The following is a 19,463-nucleotide window of genomic DNA, read 5'->3' as shown; positions in this document are numbered from 1 at the left end:
GCTCCGTTTTAACAAACTATTACTTTTATCATATTAAAAAGCTGTCATTTAAACAAGCAAATGACGGAATTACCGTTATTTTACCTTTGTCAATTGACTTTCCAGTCTTCCATAGTAATGTCTGATTTGAGCTTTCAACACTGTATATGTACCAAAGATTTTTCCTTTATCTGCACTTACCTTGAAGTCTACAGCTGTTTCAAGGGGGCGGACAGTAATCACGGTTGCGACGATGAAAAGACGCGGAGTCCCGTTTTTGCGGACCGTTATTTCTCCTCGTTCCTTTGATTCTGAAATGACCTCATACTCTGAAGATGAGAATAAATCAAGAACCGAAGTATATGCAGCTCCATGCATCGATTTATAATAGTGTGAACGTAAATCAGAATCTTCATGCTGATCGGATGTTTCACATTCTGATTGAAATCTTCTTAACAGGGTTTTTAATCCACTCATTTAACTGCCTCCCTTTATTTACCCTTATTTTACACGAAAAATAGAGAGATGGAAATTGTTGATGGTGAATGGCGGGGAGATTGATGAGTATGGAAGTGCGTGTGGGGAAGAGCAGGTTGCGGATTCGGAAATTGCTTCGCGAGAATTGTCGTTTTTTGTAGAATGGGAGATATAATTTTAAAATGGCAGATAAAATTTTTTTTTGGATGATAAACGAAAATAATGGCAGATAAAATGATAAAAAGGCAGATATCCCACCTAAAGAAGGCTTCAGCTTCATACAAAGCCCCAGCTTTTCAATTCAAGCACCTTCCAAGTCCCAATTAACGCTAGTTACAAGATCAATCCTCAGTAAAACACATCAAAAAAGAGATGCACCATCATGCATCTCTTTACGTTATCACTATTAAAGTGCTTGAGCCTGTGATTTTTTCACTTGAACCGGACCCATTCCTCTAGGCAGCTCGATTATTTCGCGAGTATCTGCACCAAGAGCTTCTGCTATATATTCAGCAGCAATGTTTGGATCTAAATCACCGCACGTATATACGTCAATACTTGCATAACCATGTTCAGGAAAACTGTGGATGGTTAAGTGTGATTCAGAAATGATCACAACACCGCTCACACCTTGAGGAGCGAATTTATGAAAGGCTACCTCACGGATTTCAGCACCTGATTTAAGTGCAGCATCTACAAACGTTTTTTCAATTCCTACAACATCATTAAGCTTTTCGAAATCACAGCCCCAAAGTTCTGCGATTACATGACGACCCATTGTTTCCATTGATCGTTTCCCCCTTTGACATAATTTTTTTCGTCAAAATGAACGAATCCCTTAGCAAAATCTTAACTACCACGGGGGAAAGTTAGTCCGAAGAGGTCCTAACCCTTTAAGTAGCTAAATCAGTATTCATCTGCCATTAAGAAGTTCACGAAAAATAGTATACTTTGTTTAATATTCTTTTGCAATAAGTTTATTAAAACTTTTTTAATGAACCTGTTTAAACACCGCTATTGATTTCCGTGCAAGACTTCGCTTTCCGCGGGCGGCCGGTGAGCCTCCTGAGGCTAGCCTTGAAGTGTCGACTTAACTGTCCAGCTGCAGGGCTTAGAGGCACATGTCATAAGCCTCTCTTCAAAGCCCTTCCGCTTTTCTGATAGGAGTCTTCGTCTTGCACTCCAATCAACAGCTGAAGTCACCTTAAATCAGCGAATCCTTTAACAAAAAAACATAAAAAAGCTGCCTTAAATCATCCTTACCAAGCAGAGCTAGAAGAAATTACTTCAAAAGAAAAGAACGTCCCGGAGGACGTTCGAATGATGTTACTTATTATTTTTCTCGGTTCTTTCAAACGTTTACTTCAGTTTTGACATTCATTTTTGATGCTACGTATTTAGCAAGATCGACGACGCGGCAGGAATAGCCCCACTCATTGTCATACCATGCAAGGACCTTCACTTTGCGGTCACCCATCACCATTGTCGATAGTCCATCAATGATGGCAGAGTGCGGATTCGTGTTGAAGTCAATGGATACTAACGGTTCAGTAGTATATTCCAAAACTCCTTGCAGTGACCCCAATGATGCTGTGATAAACGCTTCATTGATCTCTTCTGCTGTTACATCCCTCTTCACATCCACTACCAGATCAACAAGTGATACATTTGGAGTAGGAACACGCAGAGCCATCCCGTGCAGCTTTCCTTGTAATTGAGGAAGCACAAGCGACAATGCTTTTGCAGCTCCGGTTGTTGTAGGAATGATTGATTGTCCGCATGCTCTTGCTCTACGCAGATCTTTATGTGGGTTATCGATATTTTTTTGATCATTTGTATAAGCATGGACAGTTGTCATCAGTCCGTTTTCAATTCCGAACTGTTCATCCAGTACTTTGGCTACCGGAGCCAGGCAGTTAGTCGTACAAGATGCATTTGAAATAATCGAATGCTCTTCGATATTTAATGCGCTTTCATTTACTCCCATGACAATCGTAACATCTTCATCTTTTCCTGGAGCTGTAAGGATTACTTTTTTAGCGCCGGCTTCCAGGTGAAGACTCGCTTTATCCTTGGAATTGAATTTCCCGGTTGCTTCGATGACAATATCGATGTCCATTTCGTTCCAAGGTAATGCTTTTGGATCACGATTACTTAATAATTGAACTCTTTTTCCATTTACGATGATGGCATTCTCTTCAGTCAGTACCTCTGCTTCGAATGTTCCATGATTTGTGTCATACTTAATCAAATGTGCCAGTGTCGCAGCTGGGTAACTCGCATTAACCGCCACAACTTCTAAGTTATCTTCCATAATCGCTTTTCTGAAAACCATTCTTCCAATACGTCCAAAACCGTTAATCGCAATTTTCGCCTTCATAAATCCGGCTCCCCTCTATATTAATGTTATACTTATATGTTTATTAACTAAAAATAGTATAACATATTTAGAGAAATAGTTAATAAGTAATTTGCGGATTTTAAATGTTTTATTATTCTGACAAATGTATATTCTTTTTCTCTCCGGAAAATGAATGTGAGCAGAAATAAATCAAGCCTTGATTACCGCTTTTGATTTCCGTGCAAGACTACGCTTTCCGCGGGTAGCCCGTGAGCCTCCTCGTCGCATTCGCTCCTGCGGGGTCTCACATAAGCTACTTTTCCCGCAGGAGTCTTCGTCTTGCACTCCAATCAAAAGCTGGCGCCGTTCTACAATTAACAATAATTTATACCTGCCCAAAATTAAAAAGCCGACAAGAACAAAATTCCTGTCGGCTTAGGTTAAGTATTATGGTCTCAAATCCCAATCTTTTAAAATCTTCTCGAGCTGTTCTTCTGTTTCTTCAATGGTTCCGTTGTTGTCGATGACGGCATCGGCAAGGCCGACTTTATTTTTCAGTGGAAATTGGGAAGCGATTCGTGATGATGCTTCTTGTTCGGTGAATTGGTTTCGTTTCATCAGCCTCGATAATTGGGTTTCTTCATTTACATATACGACGATAGTCCGATCCACCATCCATGTCAGCTCACTTTCATATAGAAGCGGGATGTCCATGATGATCGTGTTTTTCCCCGACTTAATGGCCTGATCTTTTTCTGAAAGCATCAGGCCGCGTACTGCAGGATGGACGATGCCATTCAATTTTTTTCTCAATTCTTCGTTATGGAACACAATATTACCGAGCTTTATACGGTCGATTGTTTCGTCTTCCTCATGAAGAATGCTCTTACCGAACTCTTCTACGATCGCGAGGTAAGCCGGCTGTCCGACCTCAACAACCTTGCGTGCCGCAAGATCCGCATCGATCACTGTATACCCTTTTTGCCCAAGCATACTTGATACGGTACTCTTGCCGCTCGCGATACCGCCTGTTAAACCTAAAATTATTGCCATAATTTCTACACTTCCTATTCTCTTAAAAACGCAAAATCCCTATAAGTATCAATAAAACGCCCGGCAGGAAAGAGACCCGGTGAATCCATTTTAAATGGGAAAAAAACTGCCCCATTCTCAAGCCCGAAGATAAGAAAATGAAGCTCATGCAAAGAATGGCCACGGCTAATAGAAGTGGGGAGAAATTCAATAGAGCCGCGCCGATTCCAGCGCCGAATGCATCCAGCGACAGCGCGATCCCGAGCATGAACGCTTCGATTCCGGTAATCGTACCTGATCGGTCAAAGTCAGCTGTCAAAGGCCTTCTCAGAATTTGAATCACCAATCCGATGGACTTGATTTCAAAATTGATCAGCGTCTTCTCTTCAGATGGGTGATGCTCTGCCGCTTTTTCAGGTCTGAAAAACTGATACAGGACAGCTGCACCAATAGCGACAAGGATGAGGCCGCCTATTCTGCCCGCCCAAACAGGGGTGATGAATGATTGAATCGCACCGCCGACCATCATGGCCGCGAGAAGGGAACTTGCCGAACAGACAGATATGATACTGATTGATTTTAAAGGAATTTTTACTTTTCGTAATCCATAAGTTAAACCGGTGCTAAAGCTATCAAGACTTACAGCAAACGCAAGCAGTAACAAGGAGAATGTTTCAGTCATCTAAAAGCCCTCCCAAAAATCATTACAATACTATATGGCAAGGGCTTATCAGATGTTAAATGTCTTTAGGCTTATTTAGCTTTCTGGCAGCGGGGACAATAATGGGTCCCTCTGCCGGCTGATACCTTCTTTTCGATGGGAGTGCCGCAAATTCTGCAGTCTTCGTCTTTTCGACTGTATACAAACAGGTTTTGCTGGAACATTCCCATTTGTCCCTGTGAATTCACATACGACCTGATTGTGCTGCCGCCCATCTCGACAGCTTCTCTAAGCGTCTCGATAATACAGCGGTGTAATTCATTCATTTCTTTCCTGGTAAGCGATTTTGCTTTTCGATCGGGATGAATCCCTGCCCTGAACAGTGCCTCATCTACGTAAATATTTCCGAGGCCCACCAATACAGACTGATCCAGCAGGGCAGCTTTTACGATTCGCTCCGTTTTCTTCAGTTTCTGCTGGAGGTATTGAACGGTAAACTCTTTATCAAAAGGTTCAGCCCCTAATTGGAGGAGCGGCCGATGCACGAGTTCTTCCCCTTTTTTAAAAAGATGCATCGTTCCGAATTTACGGACATCCCGATATCTGAGTTCTGTACCATCAGAAAAATGAAAAATGACATGGGTATGTTTTTCGATGGGATCATTCTCAACATACAGGCCATATTTGCCTTCCATTCTTAAGTGGGATACCATGGACACTTCGTTCATATAGAAAATCAAGAATTTTCCTCTTCGTCTCATTTCAAGTATTTCCTGTCCCTTGAGAGCATGAATGAATTCTTCGCTATCTTCAGGATGTTTAATCATTTTAGGCCAGAAAACAGAAACTTCCTTTATCTTTTTTCCGATGACAAGCATCTCCAGCGTCTTTCTGACGGTTTCTACTTCAGGAAGCTCAGGCATGCCGGGCACCTCCTAGAATTGGTTATTTGGCATCGTACCAGGTAGGTCCATAAGAATAATCGACCTTGAGAGGAACCTCCAGTTCCATCGCATTTTCCATCACTTCCGGTACAATCTTCTTCAATGTTTCAATCTCTTCTTCAGGAGCTTCAAAAATCAGTTCATCATGCACCTGCAATAATAAACGTGATTGAAGGTTTTCTTCTTTCAGACGGGCGGCCATTTCAATCATCGCTTTCTTGATAATATCAGCTGCACTTCCCTGAATCGGTGTATTCATGGCTGTCCGCTCTGCAAAACTTCTCAGATTGAAGTTTCTGCTCGTGATTTCAGGCAGATAGCGGCGTCGATTCAGCAAGGTCGTAACATACCCCTTCTGCTTCGCTTCCTGAACGATATCATCCATATATTCTTTGACCCCCGGGAAGCTTTCTAAGTACTTCTTGATGAATTCGCCGGCTTCCTTACGGGTGATATCAAGGCTCTGTGAAAGGCCGTAGTCACTGATACCATATACAATACCGAAATTGACCGCTTTCGCATGACGCCTCATATTGGAAGTCACTTCATCCTTCGACACACCGAAAACATCCATCGCTGTTTTCGTATGAATATCCATATCATTCCGGAACGCTTCGATGAGTTTCTCATCACCTGCGATATGAGCAAGCACCCTGAGCTCGATTTGAGAATAATCTGCTGCAAACATCACCCATCCTTTTTCTGATGGAATGAACGCCTGGCGGATTTTTCTTCCTTCCTCAAGCCTGATCGGAATGTTTTGCAGATTCGGATCGATCGAACTTAGTCTGCCCGTTTGCGTCAGTGCTTGATTGAATCGTGTATGAATTTTGCTCGAGTCTTCATGTACCACCTTTAAAAGACCTTCCAGGTAAGTGGACTGAAGCTTTCCTAATTGACGATAGTGCAGAATGTAGTCAATGATTTCATGCTTTGATTGGAGTTTCTCCAGTACATCCGCGGATGTTGAATACCCAGTCTTGGTTTTCTTGACGACTGGCAGTCCCAGGTTTTCAAAGAGGATGACACCAAGTTGTTTCGGTGAGTTGATATTAAAATTTTCACCGGCCAATTCATGAATCTTCTTCTCCAGCTCTTCAATCCGGATTCCAAGTTCTTCTTTCATATCGGTTAGTCGCTGCTGATCTACCTTTACTCCGGTATGCTCCATTTCAGCTAAGATCAGTGCCAAAGGCAGCTCGAGCTCCGTAATCAATTCTAATTGATCGTTATCCTCGAGCTCTTTCGTACACACAGATTTAAGTTCATAGAGGGCAGCTGCTTTTCTCGCCAAGTGCTCGGAAAGGATGTCTTCTGACGGCACTTTTTGTTTCGCTCCTTTACCGTAAACCGCTTCATCGGTATCCACTGCAGGAAGACCGTGTGCTTTCGCGATTGCAGCAAAATCGTCACCTGAAGTGGATGGGTTAAGGATATAGGAGGTCAATAATAAGTCGAATTCGATTCCCTTTACATCGATGCCGTACCTTTTTAGAGAAACGACGGTCTGTTTCGAATCGTATACATATTTGATATTTTCATTGCTTTCCGCCCATTTTTTAAAATCTTCCGACTCCAGTGCGGTATCCAATGAAAAACAGAATGTACCTTTATCGTTATGCAGACTCAATCCAATGATGGACCCGAGATGGTAATTGTCTTCGAGCATCTCGATATATAATGAGCTCTCTTTTGCAAGGTGCTTTTCTTCCACTTTTTGAAGTGTTTCATAAGAAATTGCTTCTAGATCCTGTGCTTCTTCCTGAGGCGTATCGCCCATTTTTTCGAGCAGTGAATTGAAGCCTAAGTCTTTGAAAACTTCTTTCAGCTTGGCTGTATCCATGCCGTCATAGTTCAGCTCGTCCACTTTGAGCTCAATCGGTGCTTCCCTGAGGATAGTAGCCAGCTCCTTGCTCATGACGGCTGATTCTTTATTATCCTCGAGCTTTTCTTTCAATTTTTTTCCGCTTACCTTGTCGATGGATTCAAGGAGGGTTTCAATCGAACCGAATTCCTTCAGGAGCTTGATCGCTGTTTTCTCCCCAACGCCGGGAACGCCTGGAATATTATCGGAGCTGTCCCCCATCAATCCTTTCATATCAATGATTTGATCAGGCGAAATCTCCCACTTTTCCTTGATATGGTCAGGAGTATAGACTTCAAGATCCGTAATCCCTTTTCTAGTGATGCATACGGTCGTTTTATCCGTGCTGAGCTGAGTGAGGTCTTTATCTCCTGAAAAGATCTTCACTTCATAGCCGTCTGATTCAGCTTGAAGGGAAAGCGTCCCGATGATGTCATCAGCCTCATAATTTTCCTTTTCGTAGCGTTTGATGCCGTAAGCATCAAGGAGTTCCCTGATATACGGAAATTGCTCTGACAGCTCAGGTGGAGTTTTCTGCCTCCCTCCTTTGTATTCTTTGAATGTCTTATGTCTGAAAGTCGTTTTGCCTGCATCGAAGGCAACCAGGATGTGGGTGGGCTTTTCGTCTTCCAGGACCTTTTGCAGCATTGTGGTGAACCCGTAAACTGCATTTGTATGTACACCTTTATCATTATTCAGTAAGGGCAGGGCAAAAAATGCCCGGTAAGCAATGCTGTTTCCATCAATCAATACTAACTTCTTCGTCATAACGAACCTCCTATAAAAAGGGTTGAGTATACTTTAACTTTTATTTATGCCGGCCTTTGATTGGCCATTATTTTCTATGTCATCCACTTTTATTCTATCATGTCGAAGGGAGAAAGGAAAAAGCGGGTGACCCTCAGAAAAAAATAAGCCCTTCCGAGGAGGAATCTCCTTGTCGGAAAGGCTCATTTGTCATTCCGTATAGCCCATCAGTAATCTGGCATACGGTGAATCTGAAGGGAGGATGATGACCGTTTTATCATCTACCGTCTTCTTATATGTTTCCAGGGTTTTATATAAATCATAGAAACTAGGGTCTTTCGAGAATGAATTGTTATAAATTTTGGCTGCCTCCGATTCTCCCTCTGCGCGGATGACATTTGCATCTGCACTTGCTTTGGCAAGCAGCTCCTTCACTTCCCTGTCCGTATCGGCTGTGATCCTCTGTTTCTCTGCGTCTCCCATCGATAGATATTCCTGGGATTTCGATTCACGCTCAGAAATCATACGAGTATAAACAGAGTTTTCATTGGCTTCAGGCAGATCGGTCCTCTTCATGCGGACATCTTTTACGACAATTCCGTATTCATCCTTTGCCAGCAGTTCATTTACTTTCTTGGTGATTTGATCATTGAGACTTCCCCGCGATGACTTTTCATCATCAATGATCTCATCATATTTCAAGCGGCCAAGCTCTGCGCGGACAACCGAGTAAATAAACTCTTCCATCTTAGTTTCAGCATTGACCACCGTTCTTGCATTCTTGATCATTTTCAGGGGGTCTTCAATGCGCCATACAGCAAAATTATCAATCAAGATCCGCTTTTTATCCTTCGTGTTGATTTCTGCTTCGGTTACATCGTAGGTCATTTGATGTTTTGGCAGCGTAGTGACGGATTGAATAAACGGGATTTTCACCTTCAAACCTGGTTCCTTATCAATTCTAACCACCTCACCAAATTGCCTTACCACCTTATATTCACTTTCTTTCACAATGTAAAGACTGGTGAAAAGAAGGAGAAGAGCAGCAAGAAGGAGGACAAGGAAAATGCCCATTTTCTTATATCTTTTCCATTCAACCGGATCTTTCTGTTTTGATTTGAAATCATAGACATTTTGATCAGACATTATTCCTCACTCCCTTCCTGTTTTACCGGTGGTGTTTGATTTTCAAGCTGTCTGATAGGAAAATATTTAAGTGTGTCGCCATTATCCTTCATGATATATATTTCAGCGTCAGGCAGGACATTTTCAAGCGTTTCGAGGACTAAACGCTTTCGGGTGATTTCAGGATTGCTTTTGTACTCCGTATACAGCTTATCAAAGACAGCCACATCACCGCGTGCTTGCTCTACGCGGGCAATTTTGTCCCCCTTGGCTCTCGAGATGATCGCGTCTTTTTCACCCTGCGCTTCATTCGTCCGCTGATTGCGGTATTTTTTGGCTTCGTTGATTTTCGTATTCATCGTTTCACGAGCATCTGTAACAGCTGTAAAAGCACTGCGGACCTCTTCATTAGGAAGCTCTACATCCTGCAGTTTGACAGCCAGTATGGAAATACCGATATCATACTTATCGATCAGTTCCGTTAATAAATCCCTGACATTGGCTTCGATTTCTGCTTTTCCCGAAGTCAATGCATCATCGATGAGTGAACTTCCTATAATACTTCTTAACGAAGCAGAAGTAGCATCATACAGGATTTCCTTGGGATCATCCGAGTTATAAAGGTAACTTTCGGGATCCGTGATCTTCCATTGGACAACGAGGTCGGCAAGGACGATGTATTCATCACCCGTTATCATTTTTGTTTCTTTGGGAACTTCCTTGATTTCTCCATCCTTTTCTTCATAACCGAACTGAAGACTGAATGTTTCTTTTGAAAGTACCTCTACCTGTTGCATCGGCCAGGGCATTTTGAAATGCAGCCCGGGTTCCACAACAGGTTCACCTGCTTCACCGAATGTCAAGACGAGCGCTTGCTCTGATTCATCGACGGTGTACCAGGATGTGACTAATACTAGGATTAATATGAGAGCGGCAACTACCATTCCGGTAATCATATAAATGCGTTTTAGACTCATAAACTTCCTCCCCTTTCTTTAAAAGCAACCTATCTCTATACTATTGGTTGATAACAATATATACGATTGGAATACAGAAAGGTTTCAAGTTTATGACAAAAAAACAGATAAGCGGGGGAGAAAGTTCAGCCAATGCGAAAAGACGAGAACGGGGTTGGTTCTCGTCTTTTCTTCACTCCTTGGATGAAGGGGTTTCATCTATTATGGTAGCACCTCTTTATTAAGTCTGGTTTAACCCTTTGTAAATAGAATGTAAAAAATGAGTAAGAGGTTGGATTATTTTCTACTATTTTCTCCGAATGAGTGTTCAGGAAATTTTTTATGAAGGCAGACCGTGAATGTTGTACCCTTGTTCACTTCACTCTCCACTTCGATCTTCCCTTCATGGGCTTCGATTATATGTTTAACAATGGCAAGGCCAAGTCCGGTCCCACCTGAATTACGGCTTCTTGCTTTGTCTACCCGGTAGAAACGTTCAAAGATCCTCGGCAGCTCTTCTTCACTTATCCCGATCCCATTGTCCTTAATGGAAACGTGCACCTTTTCTTTATCTTCCGTAATGGTTATGGTGACATCTCCGCCTTTCGGAGTGTAAACAATAGCATTGGAAATCAGATTGATGAATACCTGCTTCAACCGATAAGTATCAATCTCCGCTTCTCCATTAGATTCAAATCGGGTATGGATTGAAATCTCCTTCTTCTCAGCCCTGTCTTTCAGGATCGGCAGGACCTCTCCAACAAGCTCTGAAATCTCTTGCTTTTCCAAAGATAACTCAAATCCGTGTTTTTCGATTTTTGATAGCTCCAATAGATCCTGTATCAGGGATTGAAGGCGATCACTTTCAGTCAGGATGATTTCAAGGAAAGACTTCAACGTATCCTCATCCTTCATGGCACCATCAAGAAGCGTTTCAGAAAATCCTTTGATTGAAGTGATAGGGGTCTTCAATTCATGGGATACATTGGCTACGAAGTCTTTTCTCATTTGCTCCAGGTTCTTGAGTTCGGTAATATCATGGAAAACGACGACAATCCCTTTCCACTCATCGTTTTGACCGATGATCGGCGCACCATACACTTCATAATGCTTTCTTTCAATCCGATGGGGAAGGAGAATCTGCCTTCTTACGCGGTCTTCCGTCATAAAGATTTCTTCCACCAGCTTATTGACCTGCTGGTAGTGTATCACTTCATGATAGCGCACTTTCTTCAACTGGCTTTCTTTCAGATTAAAGAACTCCCTGAATGTGCGATTCGTCAACACAACAAACCCGCGCTGATCGATGAGGAGCAAAGCACTTCCCATATTCTCGATCAGAGTAGTCAGCCGGTCCTGCTGCATCTCTTGTGAAGTAACCATCTCCTGCAGATTACGAGCCAATATATTAATGGATGTACTCAGCATGCTGGTCTCATCCAATCGATCTTCATAGGTCCTTGCCCTGAAATTCCCTTTTGCAAGTTCAATCGCCACTTTAGTGGCAGACTCGATGGGCCTCGTATAGCGTACCGTGATCCTTGAACCCAGAATGATGATGAGTATCAACGCAAGACCGAGGGAAACCGTCAGGACAAGCCAAATCTGTCCTGTACCTTTTTCTAGTGCGTCTACTTCAGTACTCATTATCAGGAGTCCATTAATCGTTTCGTCTTGTTTTCTGAGTGGATACCAATAATAACGGTATTCCTTTCCGGCTAACACAAGTTTTTTATTTTTATCTTTGACATCCCAGTTCTCACCGATTTCATTGATCATCCGCTTCTGATGGACGTCCAAGAGCGAATCAGCCGATTCTGTATCATGAATGACCTTGCCGGAATCACTGAGGATTGTAATCCGGACGTCCAGTATATCGCTGAGTTCTTCAATCATGGAAGGGTTGATGTCACTTAAGCTTCCGTTCTCTTCGATTGAGCTTGCCAATAATCTTGATTCCTTTTGGATCCTTGAATTAAAGGTGTCCAAATAGAAGTTTTTGAATATCTGGCCCAATACGAGGCCAAGGCCGATCAAAACGAGAATGATTAACGTAATCAGTGCAAAAAGAAGTTTCGTTCTGAACTTCGTCATCGAACCTTTGGCTCCTCCAGCTTATAACCGAGTCCGCGGATCGTTTTAATATAAACAGGTTTCTTTGTATTGGATTCAATTTTTTCACGCAAGTGGCTGATATGGACATCGACGATTCTAGTATCGCCTGCGAAATCATAATTCCAGACGGCACTAAGAAGCTGATCCCGGGTCAGCACCCTCCCTTTGTTGTTCGTCAAATAAAGGAGAAGTTCAAATTCCTTTGGCGTCAATTCTAATAATTCACCTTGGAAATACGCTTCATATTGCTCAGGATATACTTTCAGTTCTCCTACTTCTTTATAATCAGCAGGTTCTTCTTCTACTTCCCCGGCGTTCTGAATCGTTTGACTTCTACGCAGGATTGCTTTTACTCTTGCCACCACTTCTCTCGGACTGAATGGCTTTGTCATATAATCATCAGCACCAAGCTCCAAGCCGAGGACTTTATCGAATTCATCATCCTTCGCTGTCAGCATGAGGATGGGAATATTCACTTTCCTCTGCCTTAATTCTTTACATACTTCGATTCCATCCATTTTAGGGAGCATGAGATCCAGGATCATCAAGTCAGGGAGCTGATCGACAGCCATATCTCTTCCCTCTTCACCATCTTGTGCGGTGATGACCGAATAACCCGACTGCTCCAAGTTGTACTTTAACAAAGTGGCGATCGATTGTTCATCTTCTACTACAAGGATTTTTTTGCTCATTTAATGTGCCTCCATACAAAAGAAATTAACCCCATCATCCAACGATATTATGTAATTATACTTTCATTATAATACAATTGTATGTCCTGACTATACCATAAAGATAGTATTAGTATATGCATATAAAAAAAAGCTATAAAATCCAAATGGATTTTATAGCTTTACGACTAGTATTAGAAGTTTTCCAGTGCGTGGCTGTTCATTTTTTCAAGCTTGTGAGGCGGACACACTTTGATTAATCCGTTTATGACTTTTTCATTTTCTTCATTCACTGCTGTTACGCTGATTGTGACGGTATGGGATACCGGTTCGACTTCAGTGACTTCAAAAAGGAACTGGATCGTTGCATAATGATAAACGGGTCTGGGAAAGTCGATATTCTGTTCGATGATGTGTGAACCTGGTCCGGGTAAATACTTCGAAACGGCAGATGTTATGATACCTGTCAGCATGATGGATGGAACAATCGGTTTTTTAAATGGGGTCTGGGAAGCATAATCATGCTGGATGTACAAAGGGTTGGCATCATTCGTCAGCCCCAAATACAGCAGCAGATCATTATCTTCTATTTTTTCTGTTAATGTTAATTTTTCTCCGATTGTCATTTCCTCTATTTTTCTTCCTAGTTTTCTTTTCTTCCCTAATAACATAAGAAGCACCTCCGTATGTAAACGCATACAATTTACAATAATAGAAATAGTCATTATTATCTGTATATTACTATAATATCACTTATAGGCTTTCCAATCAAAGGGATTTTACACATAATTATTCCACTTCTAACACCGCTGTTGATTTCCGTGCAAGACTTCGCTTTCCGCGGGCGGTTGGTGAGCCTGAAAATTCATATCAGGAGGATAACTGTCCAGCTGCAGGGCTTAGAGGCACATGTCATAAGCCAAACCGACCAAGAAGGTAAAGAGCGCCTTCCCGGCCGATTCGTCTTATGACACCCGCCTCTGAGCAAAGCCCTTCCGCTTTTCTGATAGGAGTCTTCGTCTTGCACTCCAATCAACAGCTAGATCCGGTTTAAAATTACAAAACGTATTAAATTGTATCTTCATTAAAATGTACAAAAAAAGCCGGTTCCTATTATAGGAACCGGCTAAATATAACTTACGCCAAAGATGACATGACGTTCTTAACAGAGTCAGCTGATTTTGCTAGGGCTGACTGTTCTTCTTCTGTTAGTTCTAGTTCGATGATTTTTTCCAGGCCGTTGCCTCCCAGGATGGTTGGGACTCCAAGGTAGATTCCTTCGAAGCCGTATTCGCCTTCGAGGTAGGCGATTGCCGGGATTACGCGGCGTTGATCTTTAAGGATTGCTTCCACCATTTGAACGAGGGAAGCAGCTGGAGCGTAGTATGCAGATCCATTGCCTAAAAGACCGACAATCTCCCCCCCGCCTTTACGGGTACGTTCAACGATCGCATCTAGGCGTTCTTTCGGAATCAGGGTTTCTAAAGGAATTCCTCCCGCATAGGAGTAACGGATTAATGGAACCATGTCATCTCCGTGTCCACCAAGTACAAAACCTGTCACGTCTTTCACAGACAGCTTCAATTCCTGTGCAACGAACGTACGGAAGCGGGCAGTATCAAGGACACCCGATTGACCGATTACTCGTTCTTTAGGGAATCCTGATTCTTTGAAGACCGTGTAGGTCATCGCATCGACGGGGTTAGTCAGTACGATGATATAGCAGTTTGGAGAATATTTGACAATTTGTTCTGTCACAGATTTCATGATTTTTTGGTTTGTCTGAACCAGGTCGTCACGGCTCATCCCTGGTTTGCGTGCGATTCCTGCAGTAATGACGACAATATCAGAATCCTTTGTGTCTTCATAGTTTGAAGTACCGATGATGTTTGCATCAAACCCTTGAACCGGACTCGCTTCAAGCATGTCCAAAGCCTTTCCTTTTGTTGGATCTTCCATTTGCGGAATATCAACGAGCACCACATCACCAAGTTCTTTTTGCGCCAGCATGAGTGCAGTCGTTGCACCTGTAAAACCTCCGCCTATCACTGAAACTTTTCTGCGTTTAATTGTCATCATGGTTCCCCCTGTTCAATTGATATGTAAGACAGAAGCACTCCTAAAAGGAATGCTTCTGCGGGTTAAATTATTCCATGTTTTCGATTAGAGCTGTTCCGAATTCAGAACATTTCACTTCAGTCGCGCCATCCATCAGACGGGCAAAGTCATACGTTACGACTTTTGAAGCAATGGTTTTTTCCATTGACTTCGTGATCAGGTTTGCAGCTTCAGACCAGCCAAGGTGCTCTAGCATAAGCACTCCTGAAAGGATGACTGAAGAAGGATTCACTTTATCCATACCTGCATACTTAGGAGCAGTACCATGAGTTGCTTCAAAAATCGCATGTCCGGACTCATAGTTGATGTTCGCTCCTGGTGCGATACCGATTCCTCCTACTTGTGCAGCAAGGGCATCAGAAATATAATCTCCGTTTAAGTTCATTGTTGCAACTACATCGAACTCAGCCGGACGAGTAAGGATTTGTTGTAAGAAGATATCAGCGATTGAGTCTTTAACGATGATCTTGCCTGCAGCTTCTGCTTCAGATTGTGCTTTGTTCGCTGCTTCAACGCCTTCAGCGTCTTTGATCTTATCGTATTGAGCCCAAGTGAATACTTTATCGCCAAACTCTTTCTCAGCAAGCTCGTAACCCCAGTTCTTGAAAGCACCTTCAGTGAATTTCATGATGTTTCCTTTGTGTACAAGCGTCACTGATTTACGGCCTTCTGTGATGGCATAGTTGATTGCCGCACGAACCAAGCGGGAAGTACCTTCTTCTGATACAGGCTTGATACCGATTCCTGAAGTTTCAGGGAAGCGGATTTTATTTACTCCCATTTCATCTTGAAGGAAGCTGATCAATTTCTTTACTTCATCAGAACCACTCGCATATTCGATACCTGCATAGATATCCTCAGTGTTTTCACGGAAGATGACCATGTCTGTATCTTCAGGACGCTTAACCGGAGAAGGAACACCTTCGAAGTAGCGTACTGGACGCAAGCATGTGAATAAATCCAACTCTTGGCGAAGAGCCACGTTCAATGAACGGATTCCGCCGCCGACAGGAGTTGTAAGAGGGCCTTTGATGGCGATGAAATATTCACGGATCGCTTCCAGGGTATCATTTGGAAGCCATTCACCTGTTTTGTTGAATGCTTTTTCACCCGCGTAAACTTCTTTCCATTCAATTTTACGCTCACCTTTATATGCTTTTTCAACAGATGCATCTAATACGCGCTGCGCTGCAGCCCAGATATCAGGACCTGTCCCGTCACCTTCGATAAATGGAACGATTGGATTGTTTGGCACATTCAGCTGGCCGTTTTGGTTTGTAATCTTTTCACCTTGTGTCATTATGTAACCTCCATTTTCATTCATTATCAAAGGGGATGACCCATAACTGCATCTTGGCATTCAGAGTCATTCCCCTTCTTATTTATTACACCAATATTTTCACTATTTGTAAATATTGATGATTAACCTCTTTGATCAACCGGCACATATTTCTGTTTGCCAGGCCCAATATAATCAGCACGCGGGCGGATTAAACGGTTATTTGAATATTGCTCAAGGATATGAGCCAGCCAGCCGGATACACGGCTTACAGCAAAGATCGGTGTAAACAGGTCATGATCGATGCCAAGGCTGTGATACACAGATGCTGAATAGAAATCAACATTTGGCGGAAGCCCTTTATTTGCTGTGAAGACTTCCTCGATCTTCGCAGACATTTCATAATATTTACTTTCTCCTCTAAGCTCAGTCAGCTTTTTGGACATTTCTTTAAGGTGCTTGGCACGCGGGTCTCCTTGACGATAAACACGGTGACCGAAGCCCATGATCTTCTCTTTCTTCTCAAGCTTATCTAAAATATAGGATTCCGCTTTATCGACTGATCCGATTTCAGTAAGCATCTTCATAACCTGCTCGTTGGCTCCACCGTGAAGAGGTCCTTTAAGCGCTCCGATTGCAGCTGTAACACCAGAGTAAACATCTGAAAGTGTAGCTACACACACACGTGCAGTGAACGTGGAAGCGTTTAACTCATGGTCCGCATGAAGGACAAGCGCCTTATTAAATGCTTCGATTTCGATAGGCTCAGGATCTTTACCTGTCAGCATATATAGGAAGTTAGCAGCAAAACCAAGGTCCTTACGAGGGGCAATCGGCTCCTGGCCGTTACGGATTCTCGCAAAACTCGTTACGATCGTAGGGATCTTCGCCTGAAGACGAACGGCTTTCATGTAGTTTGCTTCCTCTTCCATAACATCTGCCTGCTCATCATATAAGCCCAGTAAAGATACTGCAGAACGCAATGCAGCCATCGGGTGCACTTCTTTGATATTGTACATCTTGAAGTGATCAAGAACCTCCTGAGGAAGAGCCATGTTTTCCGCTAATTGATCTGTCAGCTCCTGAAGCTCTGATTGAGTAGGTAGTTTCAAATGCCACAGCAAATAAATTACCTCTTCAAATGTAGCATTGTTTGTTAAATCATCAATGTTATAACCGACATATGTAAGAGTGTCATCAATGATTGAACTGATGGATGAAGTAGTAGCTACAACTCCTTCTAGTCCGCGAGTCGCTGTCATAATAATCTCTCCTTTGAATGTATTTCCCTTTTACCCATTTTCTTATGAGCATAAAACCCTGCACGAAAATTTGTAGCGGGCTTGTTTAATAGAAGCAAGTAGATCACTTGTTGAGGGCTATTAATCATTCCGTTTCGTATGTTGAGCGATTGCTCAATCCCTGCACAAAAAATGATTCCCTGTACGTTGAAAAACCAGCAGGGAAATAGAGCTTGGGATGCGCTTACATTTTCTATTATAAACAATTATCTGACATTTGTGAATGAAAACGCTCGAATTTATCTAAAATTATTTTACTAGAAAAATAAACCTATCTGACTTCACGGTGCTGGAACTCCATGAAAATTTGTATATCCCCCCTACTAAACTACTGCTGCAAATAGAACAATTTTATTAAAATTAGAACTTTCTTTCATTTCCAGTCTCTTATAAAATAGGTAGTAATAGACAGGTCAGGGGGAACTCAGTTGAACTTGGAATATGTGTATAGAACCATTCGCTTTCTTATTGTGATCGCTATCATCTTTCTTTCATTATTCGCTTTGTACTACATATGGAAACTCGCATACCCCTTCGTCATTGCCGTTGGAATCGCTCTACTGATCAATCCTTTCGTCAATTGGCTTGAAACGAAAGGCAGGCTGCCGAGGGTGTGGGCAGTAGTCGTTTCCCTATTTCTGATTGTGGGGATATTTGCCGGTCTGATCACCTTATTGATTGCAGAAATTGTATCCGGAGCAAACTATCTATCAGAAGTGCTGCCTGAACACGTCAGGACTCTCGTAACCTATGCAGAGAACTTCATTGTCGGGCAGGTGATTCCTTTTTACCACCAGATTGCTGGACTTTTCAAAAATCTAGATGCGGGACAGCAGAATACCATCCTGGAAAACATTGAAACAGCAGGCAGCAAGATTGCCCAATCGGCAGGTGATTTTCTTCAAAACTTCTTCCAGAGGCTTCCTCAACTTATTTCGTGGATACCAAATGCTGCGTCTGTACTAATTTTTTCAGCGTTAGCAACCTTTTTTATCAGTAAAGATTGGTATAAATTATCGGCAAAAGCAGAGAGATTCGTTCCTGGGAAAGCAATGACGAGTGGAAGAACCGTGTTCATGGATCTCAAAAAAGCTCTGTTCGGTTTTATAAGAGCTCAATTTACATTGATTTCGATTACGGCCATAATCGTATTGATCGGGTTAATCATTCTAAGGGTCGATTATGCCATAACCATCGCGTTAGTAAGCGGCCTGGTGGATATCCTTCCTTATTTAGGAACTGGAGCGGTATTTGTACCGTGGATTGCTTATGAATTCATTACAGGAAATGTCGGACTTGGCATCGGGCTTTCTGTGTTATATTTAGTCGTCGTCGTTCAGCGCCAGATCATGGAACCAAAAGTGCTGTCTTCAAGCATCGGCTTGGACCCCCTCGCTACATTGATCGCTTTATTCGTAGGGTTCAAATTGATCGGGTTCCTCGGATTGATCGTGGGCCCTGTCGTCCTTGTCATCCTGTCCACATTAAGGCGTGCAGGGGTTTTTGAAGATACATGGAGATTTATAATGGGGAATAAATAAGAAAAGCGGAAGGGCTTTGCTCATAGGCGGGTGGCATAAGACGGATTGGCCTAGAAGGCGCACTTTGCCTTCTTGGACGATTTGGCTTATGACATGTGCCTCTAAGCCCTGGAGCTGGACAACACGAAAAGCGCAGGCAGCTCGCTCAGAGGCGACAAGCATAAGACAGGGCAGCCATAAAGGCGTTTTTTGCCTTTTTGGATGGCATGGCTTATGTCTCGAGCCTCTAGCCGCAGGAGCTGGACAACACGAAAAGCGCAGGCGGCTCGCTCAGAGGCGACAAGCATAAGACAGGGCAGCCATAAAGGCGTT

Annotated in this window: 16 protein-coding genes; 1 reads left to right on the top strand and 15 read right to left on the bottom strand. The window is 42.7% G+C overall.

The window, feature by feature from the left end:
• Positions 1-75: 75 nt before the first annotated feature.
• The 15 genes from ACXAFV_RS07110 to citZ all read right to left on the bottom strand — a co-directional run bounded on the left by ACXAFV_RS07110 (position 76) and on the right by citZ (position 17,571).
• Positions 76-456, bottom strand: coding sequence for a cytosolic protein (locus ACXAFV_RS07110; protein ID WP_475125394.1), 381 nt, complete (start codon positions 454-456; stop codon positions 76-78).
• 406 nt (positions 457-862) lie between these two features.
• Positions 863-1,243 carry an adenosylmethionine decarboxylase gene (gene speD, locus ACXAFV_RS07105; protein ID WP_475125393.1) on the bottom strand — a complete coding sequence of 127 codons (381 nt, stop codon included), beginning with the start codon at positions 1,241-1,243 and terminating at the stop codon, positions 863-865.
• A 564-nt stretch (positions 1,244-1,807) separates the two neighbouring features.
• Complete coding sequence (locus ACXAFV_RS07100) at positions 1,808-2,836, bottom strand: glyceraldehyde-3-phosphate dehydrogenase (RefSeq protein ID WP_475125392.1); 1,029 nt, start codon at positions 2,834-2,836, stop codon at positions 1,808-1,810.
• A 408-nt stretch (positions 2,837-3,244) separates the two neighbouring features.
• A complete protein-coding gene (gene coaE, locus ACXAFV_RS07095; RefSeq protein WP_475125390.1) occupies positions 3,245-3,850 on the bottom strand; it encodes a dephospho-CoA kinase in 606 nt (201 codons plus the stop codon).
• Positions 3,851-3,872: 22 nt separating this feature from the next.
• On the bottom strand, positions 3,873-4,511 hold the full coding sequence (ytaF, locus tag ACXAFV_RS07090; RefSeq protein WP_475125389.1) for a sporulation membrane protein YtaF: 639 nt from the start codon (positions 4,509-4,511) through the stop codon (positions 3,873-3,875).
• Positions 4,512-4,582: 71 nt separating this feature from the next.
• A complete protein-coding gene (gene mutM, locus ACXAFV_RS07085; RefSeq protein WP_475125388.1) occupies positions 4,583-5,413 on the bottom strand; it encodes a DNA-formamidopyrimidine glycosylase in 831 nt (276 codons plus the stop codon).
• Positions 5,414-5,435: 22 nt separating this feature from the next.
• Positions 5,436-8,066, bottom strand: a complete 2,631-nt coding sequence (polA, locus tag ACXAFV_RS07080) for a DNA polymerase I (RefSeq protein WP_475125386.1) — start codon at positions 8,064-8,066, stop codon at positions 5,436-5,438.
• Positions 8,067-8,255: 189 nt separating this feature from the next.
• Entirely contained in the window at positions 8,256-9,191 is a 936-nt protein-coding gene (hflC, locus tag ACXAFV_RS07075) for a protease modulator HflC (RefSeq protein WP_475125385.1), read from the bottom strand.
• Positions 9,191-10,147 carry an FtsH protease activity modulator HflK gene (hflK, locus tag ACXAFV_RS07070; RefSeq protein WP_475125384.1) on the bottom strand — a complete coding sequence of 319 codons (957 nt, stop codon included), beginning with the start codon at positions 10,145-10,147 and terminating at the stop codon, positions 9,191-9,193. The genes hflC and hflK overlap by 1 nt, the downstream gene beginning before the upstream one ends.
• 276 nt (positions 10,148-10,423) lie before the next feature.
• Positions 10,424-12,220 (bottom strand): two-component system histidine kinase PnpS, encoded by a 1,797-nt coding sequence (gene pnpS, locus ACXAFV_RS07065; RefSeq protein WP_475125383.1) that lies wholly within the window; start codon positions 12,218-12,220, stop codon positions 10,424-10,426.
• Positions 12,217-12,933: a response regulator transcription factor gene (locus ACXAFV_RS07060; protein WP_475125381.1), complete on the bottom strand. Its 717-nt coding sequence runs from the start codon at positions 12,931-12,933 to the stop codon at positions 12,217-12,219. Before ACXAFV_RS07060 ends, pnpS begins: the two co-directional genes overlap by 4 nt.
• Before the next feature lie 173 nt (positions 12,934-13,106).
• Entirely contained in the window at positions 13,107-13,583 is a 477-nt protein-coding gene (locus ACXAFV_RS07055; RefSeq protein ID WP_475125379.1) for a MaoC/PaaZ C-terminal domain-containing protein, read from the bottom strand.
• A gap of 466 nt (positions 13,584-14,049) precedes the next feature.
• A complete protein-coding gene (mdh, locus tag ACXAFV_RS07050; protein WP_475125377.1) occupies positions 14,050-14,988 on the bottom strand; it encodes a malate dehydrogenase in 939 nt (312 codons plus the stop codon).
• Positions 14,989-15,058: 70 nt separating this feature from the next.
• The gene (icd, locus tag ACXAFV_RS07045) at positions 15,059-16,330 is read right to left on the bottom strand and encodes an NADP-dependent isocitrate dehydrogenase (RefSeq protein WP_475125375.1); all 1,272 of its coding nucleotides are present in this window, start codon (positions 16,328-16,330) and stop codon (positions 15,059-15,061) included.
• 122 nt (positions 16,331-16,452) lie between these two features.
• On the bottom strand, positions 16,453-17,571 hold the full coding sequence (gene citZ, locus ACXAFV_RS07040) for a citrate synthase (RefSeq protein WP_475125373.1): 1,119 nt from the start codon (positions 17,569-17,571) through the stop codon (positions 16,453-16,455).
• 467 nt (positions 17,572-18,038) lie between these two features.
• Here citZ and ytvI point away from each other — a divergent pair, with 467 nt between their 5' ends.
• Positions 18,039-19,151, top strand: a complete 1,113-nt coding sequence (ytvI, locus tag ACXAFV_RS07035) for a sporulation integral membrane protein YtvI (protein WP_475125371.1) — start codon at positions 18,039-18,041, stop codon at positions 19,149-19,151.
• The last annotated feature ends 312 nt before the right edge of the window (positions 19,152-19,463 follow it).

It is taken from the genome of Rossellomorea sp. ABR4_012 (assembly GCF_056159545.1).
Note: the sequence above shows the minus strand (reverse complement) of the source record. Positions and strands in the feature narration are given on the sequence as shown.

Bases quoted from the DNA above. Each gene is read 5' to 3' on its own strand.
- ACXAFV_RS07110 (WP_475125394.1), bottom strand. From the start codon at position 456: ATGAGTGGATTAAAAACCCTGTTAAGAAGATTTCAATCAGAATGTGAA.
- speD (WP_475125393.1), bottom strand. From the start codon at position 1,243: ATGGAAACAATGGGTCGTCATGTAATCGCAGAACTTTGGGGCTGTGAT.
- ACXAFV_RS07100 (WP_475125392.1), bottom strand. From the start codon at position 2,836: ATGAAGGCGAAAATTGCGATTAACGGTTTTGGACGTATTGGAAGAATG.
- coaE (WP_475125390.1), bottom strand. From the start codon at position 3,850: ATGGCAATAATTTTAGGTTTAACAGGCGGTATCGCGAGCGGCAAGAGT.
- ytaF (WP_475125389.1), bottom strand. From the start codon at position 4,511: ATGACTGAAACATTCTCCTTGTTACTGCTTGCGTTTGCTGTAAGTCTT.
- mutM (WP_475125388.1), bottom strand. From the start codon at position 5,413: ATGCCTGAGCTTCCTGAAGTAGAAACCGTCAGAAAGACGCTGGAGATG.
- polA (WP_475125386.1), bottom strand. From the start codon at position 8,066: ATGACGAAGAAGTTAGTATTGATTGATGGAAACAGCATTGCTTACCGG.
- hflC (WP_475125385.1), bottom strand. From the start codon at position 9,191: ATGTCTGATCAAAATGTCTATGATTTCAAATCAAAACAGAAAGATCCG.
- hflK (WP_475125384.1), bottom strand. From the start codon at position 10,147: ATGAGTCTAAAACGCATTTATATGATTACCGGAATGGTAGTTGCCGCT.
- pnpS (WP_475125383.1), bottom strand. From the start codon at position 12,220: ATGACGAAGTTCAGAACGAAACTTCTTTTTGCACTGATTACGTTAATC.
- ACXAFV_RS07060 (WP_475125381.1), bottom strand. From the start codon at position 12,933: ATGAGCAAAAAAATCCTTGTAGTAGAAGATGAACAATCGATCGCCACT.
- ACXAFV_RS07055 (WP_475125379.1), bottom strand. From the start codon at position 13,583: ATGTTATTAGGGAAGAAAAGAAAACTAGGAAGAAAAATAGAGGAAATG.
- mdh (WP_475125377.1), bottom strand. From the start codon at position 14,988: ATGACAATTAAACGCAGAAAAGTTTCAGTGATAGGCGGAGGTTTTACA.
- icd (WP_475125375.1), bottom strand. From the start codon at position 16,330: ATGACACAAGGTGAAAAGATTACAAACCAAAACGGCCAGCTGAATGTG.
- citZ (WP_475125373.1), bottom strand. From the start codon at position 17,571: ATGACAGCGACTCGCGGACTAGAAGGAGTTGTAGCTACTACTTCATCC.